We start from the raw sequence: 16672 nt of genomic DNA on the forward strand, positions 1-16672 counted from the left end.
TCAGCCGATGCGCAACGCGCGCAGATCGAGGTGGCCGTCCTTCAGCGGCGGGCACCAGTAATAGCCGCCGGTGATCGGCCGGCTGATGCGATACAGACCGTCAGTGATGCCATCTTCCAGACCGCTCATGCGCCGCAGCTGGGCTTCGAAGGCATCCAGCGAAACACCGAACGCGAGGAACATCAGGCCGGCACGCTCGCCTTCGATCCACGGCATCGAACGACGCACGACGAAGGCTTCCGGGGCGAAGCTTTCCTGGGCGGTGCGTTTGACGTGGGCGGAGACCGGCGCGTCGTCGATCTCTTCGTTGTCGCTCAAGCGACGGCCCATGATGTTGTCCTTGTCTTCGGCGGACAGCTTGTGGAAACCCTTGAGGTCGTGCTGCCACTGCTGGATCGCGGCGAAACTGCCACCAACCAGACCATCAGCGCCCTCGCCCAGCAACGCGGCGGCAATCGCGGCGTCATCGTGCGGGTTTTCAGTGCCGTCTTCGTAACCGGTCAGGTCATGGCCGTCCTTGTGGCGAAAGGTTTCCTGCGCTTGGACCAGACGCAGCGCCGGAGCCAGCGCGGCTTCGAAGGCGTTGCAGCGATTGAGTAATTCACCACGGTCGACACCGTGCAGCCAGACCCACAGTGCGTGCTGGGTCGACGGATTTTCCACGCCGACGCCGGTCATGGCCGGGAAGCTGCGCAGGCCGTCGATCTGCACATTCAAGGCCTTGGTCAAGGATTCACCGAAACCGATCACAGCCGATTTGCCGTCCACCAGATTCATCAGGTTGTCGATCGCCTGCGGCAGTGCGGCTACCGACTCAAGGGCGAAAAACAGGTGACGTGCTTGCGCAGGAACAGGGGTGGCGAGAATGCCCGGCTGGTAGTAACTCATGTGAACTCCTTGGGAAAGTGCGCGGGAGTTTACCTGTAGCCGGAGGGTTTGTGGGGTTGAAATACTGGTGAGTGGCGCACGGAAGCCTGTGGCGAGGGAGCTTGCTCCCGCTCGGGGGCGAAGCACCCGCAAACCCCGCCGGCAAGGTGTGTCTGGAGGAGTGGCGTGGCAGGTTTTGGGTCTGCTGCGCAGCCCGGCGGGAGCAAGCTCCCTCGCCACAGGGGACCGATGTCTAAGCGGTGCTTGCATCCTGGCGCCACGCACTCGGGCTCATCCCCGTCCAGCGCTTGAACGCTCGGCGAAAACTGCGCACGTCGCTGTAGCCAACCTCTTCGGTGATACGTTCAATCGGCATCTCAGGATTGGCCAGCAGACTCATGGTCCGCGCCTGACGCACCTGCTCCAGCAGCGCCTCGAACGTCAGTGCATGCTCGGTCAAACGGCGGCGCAGGGTGCGGCTGCTCATGTTCAGGTCGCCGGCGATTTTTTCGATATGGCTGCCCCGGCTCAAGTCCCGGGCAATCGCCCGTTCCACTGCCTGAATCAGATCGAGTTTCTGATGCACCTGCGCCGCTTCCAGCTCCAGCAAGGCAACCGCCTGACGCAGCGCCAGCGAATGATGATTGGGCAGGTTGACGTCCAGCCACTGGACATCGATCAGCATGCGATTGTGCAGGCAGCCGAAACGCACATCGGGCCCGAGCAAGCGGTGGTATTCGCTCAGGTAATCCGGCGCGGCGTGGACAAATTCCACGGCAATCGCCTTGAACTCATGGCCCACCAAGGCCCGGCCATACACCAGCAGGCTGGCGAAAAACTCTTCAATGGCGAACACCTGCACATCGGCGAACGGCAAGCGACATTCGGCATCGAGGCGCACCTGATCGCCGACCACATCAACGCTGGACACCACGATTCCGCCGGAGGTGTGCTGGTGGCGGATGCCCAGGGCAAAGGCATCGCGCAAGGTCTTGCACAGCGACAGCACGTGCCCGAGCAACCCCAGCGTACCCAACACATTCTGCGCTCCGACCCACAGCCCCAGCCCCTGATTGGGCAGCACTTTGAGCGCGCGTTGAATCATCGCCACGGCCTGCCGGTAGGAAATGCGTTGCGCCGGATCCTGCAGATCTTCAAAGGTGAACCCCAGGCCACGGCACAGGCTTTCGGGGTCGATGCCTTTGTTCTGCGCGACTTCGGCGAGGGTTTGCAGGAGAAACGGCGAGACCAGCGCCAGTTCAAAAGTGGGGTCTTGGACTTTTACGTTCATGGGGACTGACATTCCGGATCACGCTTGATTGTTATTTTTGTAACCGGTTATGTCGAAGGAAGTTAGCACAGGGTTGGCCGACTGTCCGCAGAAGCCCCCCTAACTGTCCGCCAATACCCTGCCCCGTCGCACGCCAAGCGCTTATTTCTATGGTGCCGGACGTTCTGCGTACCGGCGCCACGTCCCAACACAATAATAATGAGGACAGCCATGAGCCCGAACCGCGCCACATTCCCCTTGCGTCTGGCACTGACTCTGCTCGGTTGCTCTGCGGCCCTGTCGGCCCTGGCCACCGAAGCCGGGGTCGACAACATCGGCCCCGGCACCGACGGGTTCTTCATGCTGCCGCTGGAGGTCGACAGCCTTCCGGAGAACATGGTCGCGTTCAACCTCTACTACAACCATTACAAGTCGACGAAGCTCAACATCAGCTCGTTGGGCGGCAAGGTGCCGAATGTCGAGATCGAATCCACAGCGGTGATCCCGCGGATTGATTACCTGAGCCCGGTACGAGTGTTCGGCGGACGTCTGGCCGGCTACATCGCCCAGCCCTGGCTGAAGCAGGAAGTCTCGGTCTACGGCCTCAGCGATACCCGCGAAGGCATGGGCGATACCACGATTGCGCCGATCATCCTGTGGGACATGGGCAAGAACCTGACCCTCGGCGCAGCCCTTGAAGTCACGGTGCCCACGGGTGAATACAGCGTCGATCGGCTGGCCAACACCAGCAACAATTTCTACACCTACAAGCCGCTGTTCTCCTTCACCTGGTTGCCGACCGACAAGACCGAAGTGTCGATGAAGACCACCTACAGCTTCAACGAGAAGAACAAGGACACCGACTACAAGTCCGGACAGATCTTCCACTTCGATTATTCGGCCAGCTACAGGATCACCGACGATGTGATGCTCGGCCTCAACGGCTACTACCTCAAGCAGACCACCGACGACAAACAGTACGGCCACACTGTGCAGTTCGCCGGGCAGGATGTGGATGACGGCGTGCGCGGCCAGGTGTTCGCGATTGGCCCGGCGTTGCACCTGACCTTTCTCAAGTACGCCAGCGCGGAGATTCGCTGGGCCAGGGAGTTTGACGTGGAGAACCGGCCGCAGGGCGACATGCTCTGGGCCAAGGTCAGCATCCCCTACGCCTTCTGACCTGCGCCGCCATTCCATTGTGGGAGCGGGCTTGCTCGCGAAAGCGGTCTGTCAGTAACCAATACGTTGCCTGACACGGCGCTTTCGCGAGCAAGCCCGCTCCCACAGATGTGATGAAGCCTACAGGCCCCGTGGAAATGCCCACCTGATCCACGGAAACGTCTGACTGCGTTATCAATCGCCCCAATGGATACTGGGCACTTCGTCCTGCCAGTGACGACAGCGAGCCACATCCCCCTTAGACTGCTTCACATTGATCATGGAGGTCACTATGAGCGCCGAACTTTCACTTATCGTTTCAGACTTCGAAACCCCAGAGCAGGCCGCCAGCTACGATCGCTGGTTCCGGGCACAGGTACAGGCCTCGATGGATGATCCGCGGCCCAACATCCCCCACGAGCAGGTGATGGCCGAGATGCGCGCCCTCATCGAATCGAAACTCAACAAAAACAGTGCGGGTTGACTGGCGACCTGAAGCTCGCACTCAACTCTGGCAAACCCTGAACTACATCGCTGACCGTAACGCCGTGGCGGCCAGTCAACTGAACGCCGCCATCGAAGCGGCTACCTCCGCCCTCCCACTTCACCCCTACCTTTATCGCTTCGGCAAGGTCGCCGGTACACGGGAAATCGTTGTCCATCCCAACTACGTCGTGGTTTATCGGGTGACCGACCGGATCGAGATTCTCAACCTTTTGCACGCTCGACAAGCGTATCCCTAAGCTTTCCCACCCACACAAAAAAAGGGCGACCCACCGGCCGCCCAAAGTACTACACGAGAGTCTTTTACAACGTCAGCTGGCCCCGCTCCTCCTCGGTCAACTGCTGTTTCGCCTGTTCATCCAGCGCCCCTGCCCCTAGCACCTGCACCGGGCTGTTCGGGTTGTATCCGGTAGCCGGGGCACGGTTCGCGCCATCCCGGGTCGGCGCCAGCTGTTCGTTGCCGAAACTCAGCACCTGCACAGTGAACACCGACGCCTGATTCTGCCGCGCGGCTGCCTGCTGCTGACGCGCCACATCTTCCGCCGCTTGCGTGGCCGAAGAGGCGGCGGAGCTGGCCGAGGTAATCGCCCCGGTGTTCACCGCGGCCACCACCGGTACGCCGCTGGTCTTGCCCTGCACCGCGATGTTGGCGGCGTTGACCACGGTCAGCGCGGCGATGTTGACGTTGCCCGAAACACGAATCCCCGCCTCCCCCGCATCGATGGTGCCCAGCGGTGCAATCAGGTCGATGTCGCCGGGTGCCACTTCGGCGATCGGGTTGAGTGTGGCGATACCCGCGCCGGTGCTCGGCACCGATGGCGACAGGGTCACGTTGCCCCAGGTGTCGTAAACCCGTTTCGGTGGGGTGTAGACCACCGTGGTTTTCGAGCCGCGACCGGCGTTGATGTCGCCCTCTGCCGACCAGCCCAGGATCGAGCCGCCGAACGTGGTCATGATCCGGCTTTGCCCCAGCAGAATGCTGCCCTGCGAGTAGAGCTGAATGTTGCCCGAACCCTGGGTGATGATCCCCGCGGTCGACGGTGGCGCCGCGCCTTCGATGCCGAACACCTGACCGCCGCCCGGCGTGAGCATCTGAATGTCGCCGCCGAACAGGGTCTTGACCCCGGCACCACCGTACAGCGTGATGTCGCCGTCGTAGCGGAGCGGATTGCCCGCCACATCGGTGGTCGGAAACAGCGCGGCGATGGCGTTGCGACCGCGCAGGTAACTGCCTTTGCGCGGGCCGTCGACGTCGTTGTATTCCAGGCCGCCGGCGCGCAATTCGGCGAAGTACACCTGGCGAGCGAAGATCGCCTGCTCGGCACTTGGTAGCGCGGCATAGAACGCCTGTGCCTGCTCTGCGTTGCCGCTGAAGCCGTAGCCGAGCGTCAGCCAGCTCTGCAACTCGTCGAGGTAGGTCTTGACCACTTTGCCCGGCTGGCCGTTGAGAGAGGCATTCGGGTCAGCAAGGTTCTGCGGATTCAGGTAACGGGCGATGAACTTTGTGTAATCCGGCCCCTGCGCGCCTGCGCCCGCCTGCAATACCACGCTGGCACCAGGCCGCAGATCCCCGGCCACTATCGAGCCGAGACTGGTGATGCTGGCGCGGTTTTCCATCAGGATGTTGCGCCCGGCATTGATATCCAGCGTTCCAGGTCCGGCGATATCGAAGCTGCTGTAGAGAATGTCGCGGCCCGCCGACACCCGGGATATATCTCGCGGGTCGTTATGAACGAACAGGTTGCCGGTCGAGGTGATGCCTTCCCGACCCACGCCCATCTCATCGGGCTGCACGGCTGTCGGTCGACCCAGGTTGGTCCCGGATGCCACGATGTCGCGGCCGGCAATCATCCAGACAGGGCCTGCTGCTTCGTACCAAGTGCGTTTCGAGGTATCGAAACTCAACGTCTCACCACTGCGTACCCCCACCAGATCGCCGGTCAGGGCATAGAACCGTGCCGGCCCTTGCACATCATTCAAACCGGAATAGCTGTCGGGCCCAAAAGCGAACAATGGATAACGCGAATTACCATCCGGTTTAACACCGTCACTGCCGTAGTTGCTGGTGAGTGGCTTGTTGGGGTTATTGCTGGCAAAGGCCAGAAATGACGGCCTGAACGGCGTGGCGATGGCCAGCGGACTGGCACCGGACTGATTGATCGCATAGCCGCCGGCGTAGATCGAGTCACCGGCCAACAGTTCGAGTTGTCCGGATGTCGAAGGGGCCAGCAACAGTGAATAAGCGATTGTCCGTGACAAGTCGCGCTCGCTGTAAGCCGCCGAGGGCCCGGCATAAATCGACCCCTGCGCCGCCACCGCCCGAAGAATCGACGGGTACACAAAACGTCCATCGGTGGGCGACGAATTGGCGCCGCTCACAGGGGTGAGATTGGCGTCTGCCTCGGCCAATTGAGTACTCGGCGTGAGATTGCCTCCAGCGGAAAAAAGATTGATGGCGGTGTGATCAGTCCACAGCGAGAAGCCGCTCAGGATGCCGCCAGTGCGGATATTGCCGTTGTCATCAAGCAGTGGCGTGGCATTGAGCAGGCGCACACGTCCGGGATCTGCCGCACCGCCCAACACCAGGTCTCCACGGGTACTGAGGCTCATGCCCGAATCGCCGGGAATCAACACCAGGCCACCGGAGGCGTTGCTGGTCGTCGAGGTGAACGGATCCAGCGGTCGGGTTTCACGGACATCATGCAACTGCGAGTTGGCACCATATTGCAGATTGATGCCGCCCAGTGCCCCTCCGGTCAATTGCGCCGCACCGCGCAAGTTGATCAGTGCGCCTTGCAGGTCGTGCCTCGGCGGCTGAGTCCCGTTGTCCCCGGCCCGCGCTTGCAGCGATGGATTGAGTGCGCCGCCGAGGTGAATGTCCATATCGCCACCGCCGGTCATCTGCACGCTGCCATCGTCGGCGACACGCCCGGTGCTGCCCACGGCAACGATCAGCCCTTGGCTGCGCGGATAATTGACCGCATCGCCCAACGGTCTGAGCATCCCGGCGTCGCCACCGGCACGCAGGCTGATGTTGCCGCCGCCCAGTGTGCCGAATCCGGTGAAGCCGACCAGGTAAGGTTCGGTATTACTGTCAGGGGTCATCAACCGAGTAGCATAACTGCCAAAGTTGATCCACCACGCTGCGGGTACATCCGGGTTGCCCGTGCCTTGGCGCCACAGCCAGTTGCCCACTGACGCACTGGCGATCTGTTCGCGGAAACCGCCATTCACCGATTGTGCTTTCGTGCCGACGGAATCGCCGGAAACCGAGCCACCGGCATTGATTGTCAGGTTGCCGCCCATCTGCGGATACCAGGCCTGATAGAGGCTGTCGCTGCCACCGTCGACCCATTTTTCATAAGCGGCACCGGCGCTGCCCAACACCGAATTGCTGTCCGACAGATGCCCACGTTTCTGGTTGTACAACGGATCGACGTTCGCTGATTGAGTGCCGGCGGTATAAACGCCGAACGGTGAATCCATGCTCAGGTTGCCGGCAGCCATGAGATCGAGATCGCCTGTACCGGTGCGCAGCACACTGAACATCTGACTGTGGGCCTTGGCGGTTGTGCCGGGATTATTGCCGATGCAGAACTCCGGATAGATTTCACAAAGGATCTGATACTCCTCGGGAACGGGTTCGTAGTCAGGTCCCAGACCATTGCCCGGCGCCCAGACCCAACGTGCCATCGGCACACAGAGCCCTTCCACCTGCGCACAGATCTCCAATTGGTCATCGGGCACAGGGTAATATCCCGGAAGGTCATACGGATTGTCGGGTGCCCACACGAGTATCCCCGTTGCCTGGGTAAGCGTGACACCGTAATGAGTGTCCGCCAGCCGCAGATTGCCATCGGTGGTGACAGGCTTCACGGCACGGCTGTCGGCCGCAGCAAGATCTGCACCGGCGACCACGCGCATCGACCATGAGGCACTGCCCGACGGCAGCATGCTGGCCAGCGCCCAGTTCTTACCCTGTTGTGTGCCGTTGAACGGCCGCAACTCGATCAGCGAAGTGCCTTCGGCGAGCTTCACATCGGTCATCGACGGAATCAGCGAACCGCGCAGCAAGGCCAGTTCGCCCTTTAATTTCACCCCGGCGAACGTAGTCAGATCTGCATCGTAAACGCTGGGCAACGGCACACCCTTGGGCCAGTTCATCGCTTGCAGGGCGGTGGCCTTGTTCAAACGGATCCCGGCACCCAGGCGAGTGTCGGCAGGCAACGTCACGCTGTCGCTGAGCAGCGTACCGGCGGCGTACAGCAGATGACCGTTGCTGTCGTGGATCGCCCCCGCCAGCACGGTGCCGGCGCTGAAGGTATACGCCTCAGCCAACACTGCCTGAGTCGGCAGCAACGTGCCGCTGGCCAACACCGCGCCCTGAAGGGTCACGTCGTAATTGAGCGTGGCGCCTATCGGGAACTGCGTGCCTTCGGCCAGCGAAACACCGCTGCCCGGCACAATCAGGTCGCCACCGAATGGCTGCACACCTGCAATCAGTTTCCAGCCGGCATCGTCCTGGGTTTCCGGCGGCGGCGCGAAGCCGTCATTGATGCTGCCGTAAATATCGAGGTTGCCACCGGCGCGAATCACCAGGCTGCCGGCCTCGCCTGACCCGTACACCGACGGGTTCAGCTGCGTGTGCGGATTGAGACTGGCGTAGCGGTAACCGGACAAATCCAGATCGCCCTCCACCACCAGATCACCGTCGGCAGTCTTGCTGGCGATCTCCACACCGGGCCGCAAATGGAACGCATCGGCATACTTGGCGTTGTTCAACCCGGCGAGTTTGCGTTGCAGCAGATCGTTATTGCCCAGTGCGGCGTTGATAAAGTCGTTGCTGTCGCCATGAATGCGCTCGAGCATGGCCTGATCAATCACCTGATACGGCCGGCCACTGACCGCCGGATCGACACCATCGCGGGCATCGGTGTAGCGGCGCATACCGTTGAGGCCGATGGAGCGAGCGCCCTGAATGGTCAACACACCACTGGCGTCGATGGCGATGTCATTGCTGCCCAGACGCGGCGCGTTCAGCTCCAGCGTACCGCGCAGCATTCCATCGTGTTGCCCGGCAAGGAAACCGGGCACGGCATCAGTGCCGTGGCGCAAATCGATCCGCGCGCCGTTGTCCAGCGTGAGCAAACCATCGCCGGAACTCAGTTCAACCGTGGCACGGTTCGGCGCATCGATGATCTCGCCGTAGCTGTCGACCCGCAGCACGCGACCATGGGCATCAAGCACGCTATTGCCAGCCAGCGTCAGGCCATTTTTCGCCGACAGACGAATGCTGCCGACACGCTCGCCACTGGCATCGATCAGACCGGTCGCCGTCAGGCTGCCATTGTCCACCGAGACATTGACCTCGCTCGCCTTAAGGCCATCACCGATCACCAGGTTGCCTTGCTTGAGCTGCAAGCTGCGGCTGCCGAACACCTGACCTGCATTCAAGCGCTGGTTGAGCGCGGCGAACTGCTCGGTGGCGTCACCTCCCAGGAGCTGCGCGCGAATGTCCACGCCACCGGCCTTGTACGGCACCAACGTGCCCCCGGCGTCAAAGTAACCGCTGCTGCCGCCGACAATCTCGCCTTGCAGATCGACCATACCCGCCGCATCGGCTAAGGCTACGACGCTGAGACTACCGGCCTGATTATTCTTCGCCGACAGATCGATCCGCGAGCCCGCGGCCTGACGGATATTGCCGTTGGCGCTGTACAGCGATACGTCGCCGCCCCAGCTGTATTTGCTGACATCGTTGAACGGCAAGGTCCGCCCGGCCATGTCCAGCACGGCACTAGTGCCCAGCGTCAAATCGCCCTCGGACTTGACGGTCAGCTTGCCGCTGGCCAAGGCGATACGGCTATCGAGCACGACATCGCGGGCTTCAAGATTCAACTCCGCACCCAAAGCATTGGCCACCCCGGCAGCCCCGGCGCCGCTGAGCGTGAGGCTATTACCGGCCTTGAGCAGGCTGACCGATGCCGCCTCACCGGTGAGCAACGGCGTGCGCAGGTTCAGATTGCCGCCACTGTAGCTGTAACCCTTGAGCGGATCGTACGCGCCCTGCTCCTGATACACCGCCAGGCTGCCCTTGTGATTGGCGGTGATGCGCTCGCTGGCGCTGAGGTTGACGTTGGCAAAACCCAGCGCCAGACGATTGTTCTGATCCAGACCGCTGGCCTGAGGCATCGGGCCGTAACCCAGCTCGATCCGCTGGGCCTGAATGTCCAGCGTGCCACTGCCGGTGCCCGCACCACCCGTGATGACAGCGCCAGGGCTTTGGGTGGCGCCGTTCCAGATCAGGTTGGCAGTACGGATACTCGCCACATCGTTGGCATCGCCCAGACCGTAGATCGCCGGAGCGACCAGCAGCAGATTCTGCAGTTTGCTCTGGCCGGTCTGCGGATCGATCGTGTCGAGGCTGACGCTGCCGTAGAAATTGAAGGCGTCGCGAGTGGTCAGGCTCAGGGTTTCCAGCGCTGGAGCGCCATATTGGGTGTCACCGCGCAGCAGTCGGTCGAGTACATTCTGGTTAAGGGTAAGACCGGCCGGCACGCGACTGCCGGTCGCCGCCAGCGCGGCGGCGCTGCCGGCGTTGACCGAGCCCACAGTCAGCGCCAGTTGGCGCGTGCCGAAACGTACCGCCTCACCCAGTTCAAACTGATTGTCCGTCGCCGCCGTGATGCTGCCGTTCGAATAGAGCAGCGCCGGATCGTTGCAAGATGACGTGACACACGCGCCAATCCGGATGCTGCCCGCGCCGCTGATGCCGCTGGCCGCTTCCGGCGCCAGCACGTTGGTCCAGCCGTTGGACACCACCAACAGACTCGAGGCTTGCGGCTGGTAGAGGTAGCCGGACGTTGAATCGAAGGCCACATTGCCACGCCCCAGGGTGTTGATCCCGGCGCCCGCTTCGACCGTGATGCCACCGTTGGTCGAGGTGGTGCGCAGCACGACTTCCGGCGCTGACAGGATGGCCCCTTCGCGCAGCGTGATGTTGCTGGAGGTCCCCACGAACTTGATGATGTTGCCGGTCGTGTTGTAAATCACCTCCGGCAGCGCACCGAGCGTCAGACGTCCGGCATTGAGGTTGTTCAGCGTGTCGGCATACACCGACACGCCACTGAAACCCGGCGTCGGCGCACGCCCCGTACCGAGCACCTCAAACTCGGCGCCGGCGTAACCGCCGCGTAGCGCCGCCGTGCCGATCAGCCCACCCTCGGCGGCATCAAACAGTGCTCGCCCATCGAACTGCAACGCAGTCTCTTGCTTGCCACCCGTGCTCAGGCGCAGATCGAGCACCTTGCCGTCCATTGGCGCCAACGCACGGGGCACGCCACGCCGGGCGGCATCGCTGCGGATGAACTGGGTGAACGACGTTTCGTTGTACTGCGAGTAACGGCGCAACACGTCAGCCGACGTCAGGATCACCTGACTGGCCAGACTGTCGCGCAGTCCGGTATTGGCAATCGACATCTGCCCGCTACTGGTCCACGAACCGTTGCGCAACTGCAGCGCTGCCGTCGTCGCAGCCGGCGTCGCCTGACCATTGACCTCGACCCGGAACGCGCCCGGCAACAAGGCAAAAGTGGACGGCAGCAACGTGTAAGTCCCCGCTGCCAACCCCGGTACGCCAGCGCCAATAGTGACCTGCTGGCCGATACGCGGATCGACCGCTCCGGCTTCGGCCAGGATCGGCGCGTAACGGCTCTGATTGCCCGGCACGATGGCGTAGACCGGGTTACTCGCCAGCCCCGGCAGACTGAAGGTGCCATCGGTGGCATTGCGCACCAGCGGATTGAAGCGCGCGTCGGTAGAACCGCCGCGTCCGGAAATGAAACCGGCGCCGCGAAGATCACCACCGCCGGACAGATCGATCAGCGCACCGTTCTGTACCTCGATGTATTGCCCACCGATCGCCACGCCGTTTTTATCGCCCGTGATGCCGTTCAACACCACCGATTTACCGTTGTAGAGATAATCGATGCCGTCCGTAGTGCCACCGTATGGCATGACCAGACCGGCGCCGCTGACCGACGTGGTGCTGCCCGACAGCAGTCGAATCTCATGACTGGTGGTCTGCAAATCGTCACCCAGAACAATCTTGCCCAACGGGGCCCGCACCACCCCGCCCTGCTCGATGTACGCCGCGGAAAAACTCAGATTGCCGAATACCGAGTACGGCACCTCAGCGGGTGCCGCACCGTGGCTGCTGATCCGCAGCGTATGGTCGGACACCGCAACGGCGCCCTGATAGCCAACGCGCACTTCAGCCTGGACATCACTGGCGGGATAGATTTGTGCAGCACCGAGGTTCAAGTCACCCGGCGTCCACAGCCGGGTTTTTTCGGCACCGTCGTTGGGCGCGAGGAAACGCAGATCGCCACGACTGTCGAGGTTCACCAGACCAAATGCCCGTCGGTCATACGCGAGCGCCGGCGCGCCGAGTTGCAGGATCGAACCCTGTGTACCGAACGACAGGCCATTGCCCACATCCAGCAGGTCGGCTGATGCGTTGAAGGTCGCGTCCGACAATTGTGTCGTCGGATTATTGGTCAATCGCGGCCGTATCAGGCCGAAGCCGGCGTGATAAGTGCCCACGCCGGACAGGCGCAGGTACGGCGCGCTCAAATCGACGCGGGTCGTACTCGCGGAGGCGTCGGCCAGCGACAACGCCCCGGCGTACAGCGTCAGGCTCTGGTTCATGTGCAGATTGACGTCGCCGTCAAACGACAGCAAACCGTTGCTCAACAGGCTCAGGTTATCGAAGCCGCCCGCCATCAGGCCGTCTGCGCTCAAGCGCGTCTGACCGTAACGCAGGCCAGCGGCGCCCTCGCCCGGACGCAGATCCTGCGCGAGCGGTTTGTCCGTCGGTGCCTGGCCAATGATCATCTCTCGCGGCGCCCGCACGGCATTGCTTGCCGAGTCAACGTACAGCGGTGTCTCAAGCGCAATGTCCAGACGACCGCCGGCAGCCCCGACACCGCCCGCCGCTGCACGCAGGTTGCCCTCAAGGAACAGGCCGTTGTAGGAACTCAGGCTGATCCGCCCGCCATCCGTCGCAACGCGGGTCGGCCCCTGGCCGGCGATATCCAGAACGGCCTCGGTGCCCGAGGCATCCAGCCGCGCGCCCGGACGTACAATCACGTAGGCATCGGCGGCCGTGGCAGTGGCCAGTTTCGCATCGATTTCACCGCCGAGGATGATGCTGCCACCCTTGCCGACCTGACCGTAAGTGCGGCCCAGCGCATCGACTGCCGTAGTGGCGCGTCCGGCGACATCCAGCACCGCCTGTTCACCGATCCAGATGGAACGGGCATGCGCGTTCGGATCGGCCACGACAATGGAGGTCGCCGGTTTGTTCGAACCAAACTGCTGCTGCCGGATATCAATCGCACCACCCCAGGCATTCAGTTCACCTTCCACGGTGATCTGCCCGGCACCGCGCAGCTTGATGCTCTGCCCCGGATCGACGCTGATCCGCGAACCGCGGCCCAGCGTCAACGTGCTGTTGGCGGCATCGATCAGACCGATCAGGCTGGCCCCGCCCTGCAAGGTCAGGCTGGCGCCGGCACGTTGAGTCAGCAGGCCCTTGGTCGGGTTTTCCTGGAACAGCGTCGGCGTCCACAGCTCCAGCGCCGTTTGCGGATCGACACCACTGACCTGATTCGGCGCGGCATCAGCGAAACGGTACACCGGCATGTGCACATCGAACGCCGTACCTTCAGCAACGTCTAGCCCATTCAGGCCAATCAGGTTGTAGGCGGAAAAGCCCTTGCGCAACAGATCGGCAGACAGCTGCAGGGTATTGTCAGCCAGCGCCTTGTCGGTCTGACCGATGAGAATCTTGTTGGCCTGCACCGTCAGCGTGCCGCCGCCCGTAACACCGTAGCCACGCAGATCGCCCGCAAGGTTCAGATAGGTTTCACCGGGCGCCGAAATCGCACTGGATTCCAGCGTCAGGTCCCCGCCCTTGCCACCCCGGGTCTTGCCGTTGGCCAGCACAGCGCCACCGGAGGAAACATCGAGTAGGCTGCCCGCGCCCATATCGATGTCGCCACTGCTGCGGATCGACAGCAAACCGCCATTGAGGTACGCCAGACTCGCACCATCGTCCGGGTTGGTGCGCAGGTTGCTCCACACGCCACGGGTATCGAGTTGCACACCGTCGGCCACGTTGACCTGCGTCGCCTTGCCGACCTTCGCCGTGAGCCGAGTGTCAGCGGTGTCGCTACTGAGAAACTGATTGAGCACGTTGCCCAGACGCAGGCTACCGCCACGCGCGCTCAGGTCGGCGCCGATCTGCACATCCGGGGAATACAGGGTGATGTCACCACCGTTATCGACCGTCAGCGCGCCGTCAACAACCACCTGATCCCTGGCTGCAACCTTGAGGGCACCCAGACGGACGCCGTTGAGTTGATCGTTATCGAGATACAACTTGCCCTTGCGCGACTCGGACACTGCGGCGCTCAGGTTCAGATCACTGCCGGCGAGCGGACGCTCGCCACCAATCTGCACCTGATCCAGCGTCGGATTGAGGGTGTAGAGCAGGCCATTCGACGCCGCGACGAAGGTCGGGTCGTAACTGCCGACGATCAACTGCGCACGCCGGGCCAACGCGCTCTGGCTCTGCTGATAGCCGTCGAACACCGGTTTCGGCGCCTGGTTCTGCCGTTCGCCCTGATACACCTCGCCGATCATTTGCCCGTCGAGTACGGCGTTGGCCGTGGCGATCACCAGTTGTCCGGCATCGCGGCCCACGGTGTAACCCGACTCGAAACGTGAACGCGGGGCAATCAGCGGGCTGTAGTAATAACGGGTCTGGCCCCAGCGTTGGCTGCTGTCTTCATAGCCTTTGTACAGGCCGGTGTAGAGCAGGTCCCCCGGCGCACGCGACACTTCATACAACTTGCCGTCGGCGCCACGCAGCCAGCTCTGGCGGATCTCGCCGCTCTGCACATCCAGGGTGCCGCCGGACAGGTTGATCAACGAACCTTTTTCCGTGACCACGTCGTTACCGGCAAAACTCACCGTGCCGCCCTGAGCCATCCATTCGCCGACGCTGTGGCCCTGAGTGCCGAGATAACCCCCGACTTCGAGCAAACCGCCCGCCGTGTACCAGCGATCCGTGGCGTAGCCGTTGGTGCCGGCCGGCACATACACCAGCTCGCGCACATCGACCCAGATGTCGTTGCTGTTGAGCGCGCCTTTCTCGCGGTTGACCGAGGCATCGCGCTGCTCATTGCCTTGCACGTTGATCTTGATGCTGTTGTTTTCCATCGCCACTTTGACGCCGAGGGCACCGGATACATCGATCATCGCGCCGTCGCGCACCAGGCTGCGGCGTTGTGCGCTGACCGCGACCTGGCCGCCGGTGGCCAGGGTGATCGAGCCGTTCTGGAACTCGACACTGCCGCCGCTCTGAATCTCGACGCGTGACTGATCGCCACGGATCCGGTTATTGGCCGTGACGCCCGTCAGCGCGGCCTGATGCTGGCTGTCGAGGGCCGTCAGGTCGCTGCTGTCGAGCATGATCGCCGTGGCACTGCCCTGTCCCAGCGTCACGCTGCCGTTAGCATCGGTGCTCGGGTTGGAGAGGTGAATCGTGCCCCGCGTCGCCACTGACGTGCTGGCGAGCAACACACCGTTCTGCACGACCTCGTGACCAGTCAGAGTGATGTCGCCGGTAGACGACTGGATCAGTCCGTTGTTAGTGACTTTGCCCACAACGGCACCGGCCTTGAAACCCGGTATGACTTCGTTGCCGAATGTGGTGGACAGCGCATTGCCCTCAGTGCCCGAGCCTTTGCGGATGTAGAAACGGTCACCGGCGGCGAGCACGGTCTGGCCCTTGGCGGTGCTGATGCTGCCGTCGTTCTGTACGTCGCTGCCGAGCAGCAAGGCATAACCACCGGCAGCGGTGGACGATGCCGGCTTGTGGGTGTCGATGGAGGCACCGCGTTCCACCAGCACCTTGCCGGCGGCATCGGTGAAAGTCGGCTGGGTGCCGGTGCTGTCGAAATACAGCCCACGATCACGGAACTGGATATCGGTGATGTTGGCGGCAGCGGCCACCAGGTTGCGCACGTTGACCTGACTGCTGCCGCTGAACACGATGCCGTTACGGTTGATCAGCATCACCGTGCCGTCGCCCTTGATCTGGCCCTGGATCTGGCTGGCCCGGGCATTCGGATCGTTGACGCGGTTGAGCACCGCCCAGTTCGACTGCTGGGCGAAATCGACCGTGGTATTGCGACCGACGTTGAAGGTTTCCCAGTTTAGAATCGCCTTGTCGGCGGTCTGCTCGATTGTCACTGTGGTTTTGCCATCGACCTGGGTCTGCTGCGGGCCCTTCGCGTTCTGCCAGCCCTGGGTCAGGTTGTTGTCGACTTTCAAGCCACCCTCGCCCAGACCGTCCGGCACGAACTGCACCGTGCCCAACGCAGCAGCGCGTCCGGCCGCCTGCGCCGCTTGTTGCGCAGCAATCACCGCGACCGTGTTATTCAAGGTCTGAATCGAGCGCTGCAACTGCGCATTAGCCTTCTGCTGCTGGGCCAATGGCGGTGTCATCCCCGGCAGGCCCCCCACGCTCGGACGCGCAGCCGCGGCCTGCTGCGCCGCACCCTTGGCGGCAAACCAGCTCGAACTGAACGCCGTTTGCGCCTGCGCACTGCCCGCCACCAGACACAACGCCACCGCGTGCGCCAACGGCTTGAGCAGCCACAGCGTCGGATCCATGACTTCACGTTTGGATGACAGAGCGTTGGTACGACGACGGGATGGGCGAGCGAGCATCACTACGAGATCCTTTTTTGATTGCCACATATGGCCGCAGGCGCGCAAAAACCTGCTGTTACGACATAGGCC

General features: G+C 62.6%; 6 protein-coding genes. 3 read left to right on the forward strand and 3 right to left on the reverse strand.

From position 1 onward, the window contains the following. Together ACVHNU_RS12275 and ACVHNU_RS12280 are read right to left on the reverse strand one after the other, a co-directional pair. On the reverse strand, nucleotides 1-888 hold the full coding sequence (locus ACVHNU_RS12275; RefSeq protein ID WP_003225622.1) for a Dyp-type peroxidase: 888 nt from the start codon (nucleotides 886-888) through the stop codon (nucleotides 1-3). A gap of 232 nt (nucleotides 889-1120) precedes the next feature. Continuing rightward, on the reverse strand, nucleotides 1121-2158 hold the full coding sequence (locus tag ACVHNU_RS12280) for an AraC family transcriptional regulator (RefSeq protein ID WP_473019845.1): 1038 nt from the start codon (nucleotides 2156-2158) through the stop codon (nucleotides 1121-1123). A 210-nt stretch (nucleotides 2159-2368) separates the two neighbouring features. On the opposite strand from ACVHNU_RS12280, the gene ACVHNU_RS12285 reads away from it, so the two are divergent. The 3 genes from ACVHNU_RS12285 (at nucleotide 2369) to ACVHNU_RS12295 (ending at nucleotide 4038) form a co-directional block, all read left to right on the forward strand. Beyond that, the gene (locus tag ACVHNU_RS12285) at nucleotides 2369-3316 is read left to right on the forward strand and encodes a SphA family protein (RefSeq protein WP_473019846.1); all 948 of its coding nucleotides are present in this window, start codon (nucleotides 2369-2371) and stop codon (nucleotides 3314-3316) included. Between the two features lie 271 nt (nucleotides 3317-3587). After that, nucleotides 3588-3779 carry a type II toxin-antitoxin system RelB family antitoxin gene (gene relB / locus ACVHNU_RS12290; RefSeq protein ID WP_003225628.1) on the forward strand — a complete coding sequence of 64 codons (192 nt, stop codon included), beginning with the start codon at nucleotides 3588-3590 and terminating at the stop codon, nucleotides 3777-3779. Then, nucleotides 3769-4038, forward strand: a complete 270-nt coding sequence (locus tag ACVHNU_RS12295; protein WP_045122487.1) for a type II toxin-antitoxin system RelE/ParE family toxin — start codon at nucleotides 3769-3771, stop codon at nucleotides 4036-4038. The genes relB and ACVHNU_RS12295 overlap by 11 nt, the downstream gene beginning before the upstream one ends. A 64-nt stretch (nucleotides 4039-4102) precedes the next feature. Here ACVHNU_RS12295 and ACVHNU_RS12300 read toward each other — a convergent pair whose 3' ends face one another. Beyond that, nucleotides 4103-16600 carry a filamentous haemagglutinin family protein gene (locus ACVHNU_RS12300; protein WP_473019847.1) on the reverse strand — a complete coding sequence of 4166 codons (12498 nt, stop codon included), beginning with the start codon at nucleotides 16598-16600 and terminating at the stop codon, nucleotides 4103-4105. Nucleotides 16601-16672 lie beyond the last annotated feature (72 nt).

It is taken from the genome of Pseudomonas sp. Ors-4-3C, assembly GCF_055755035.1.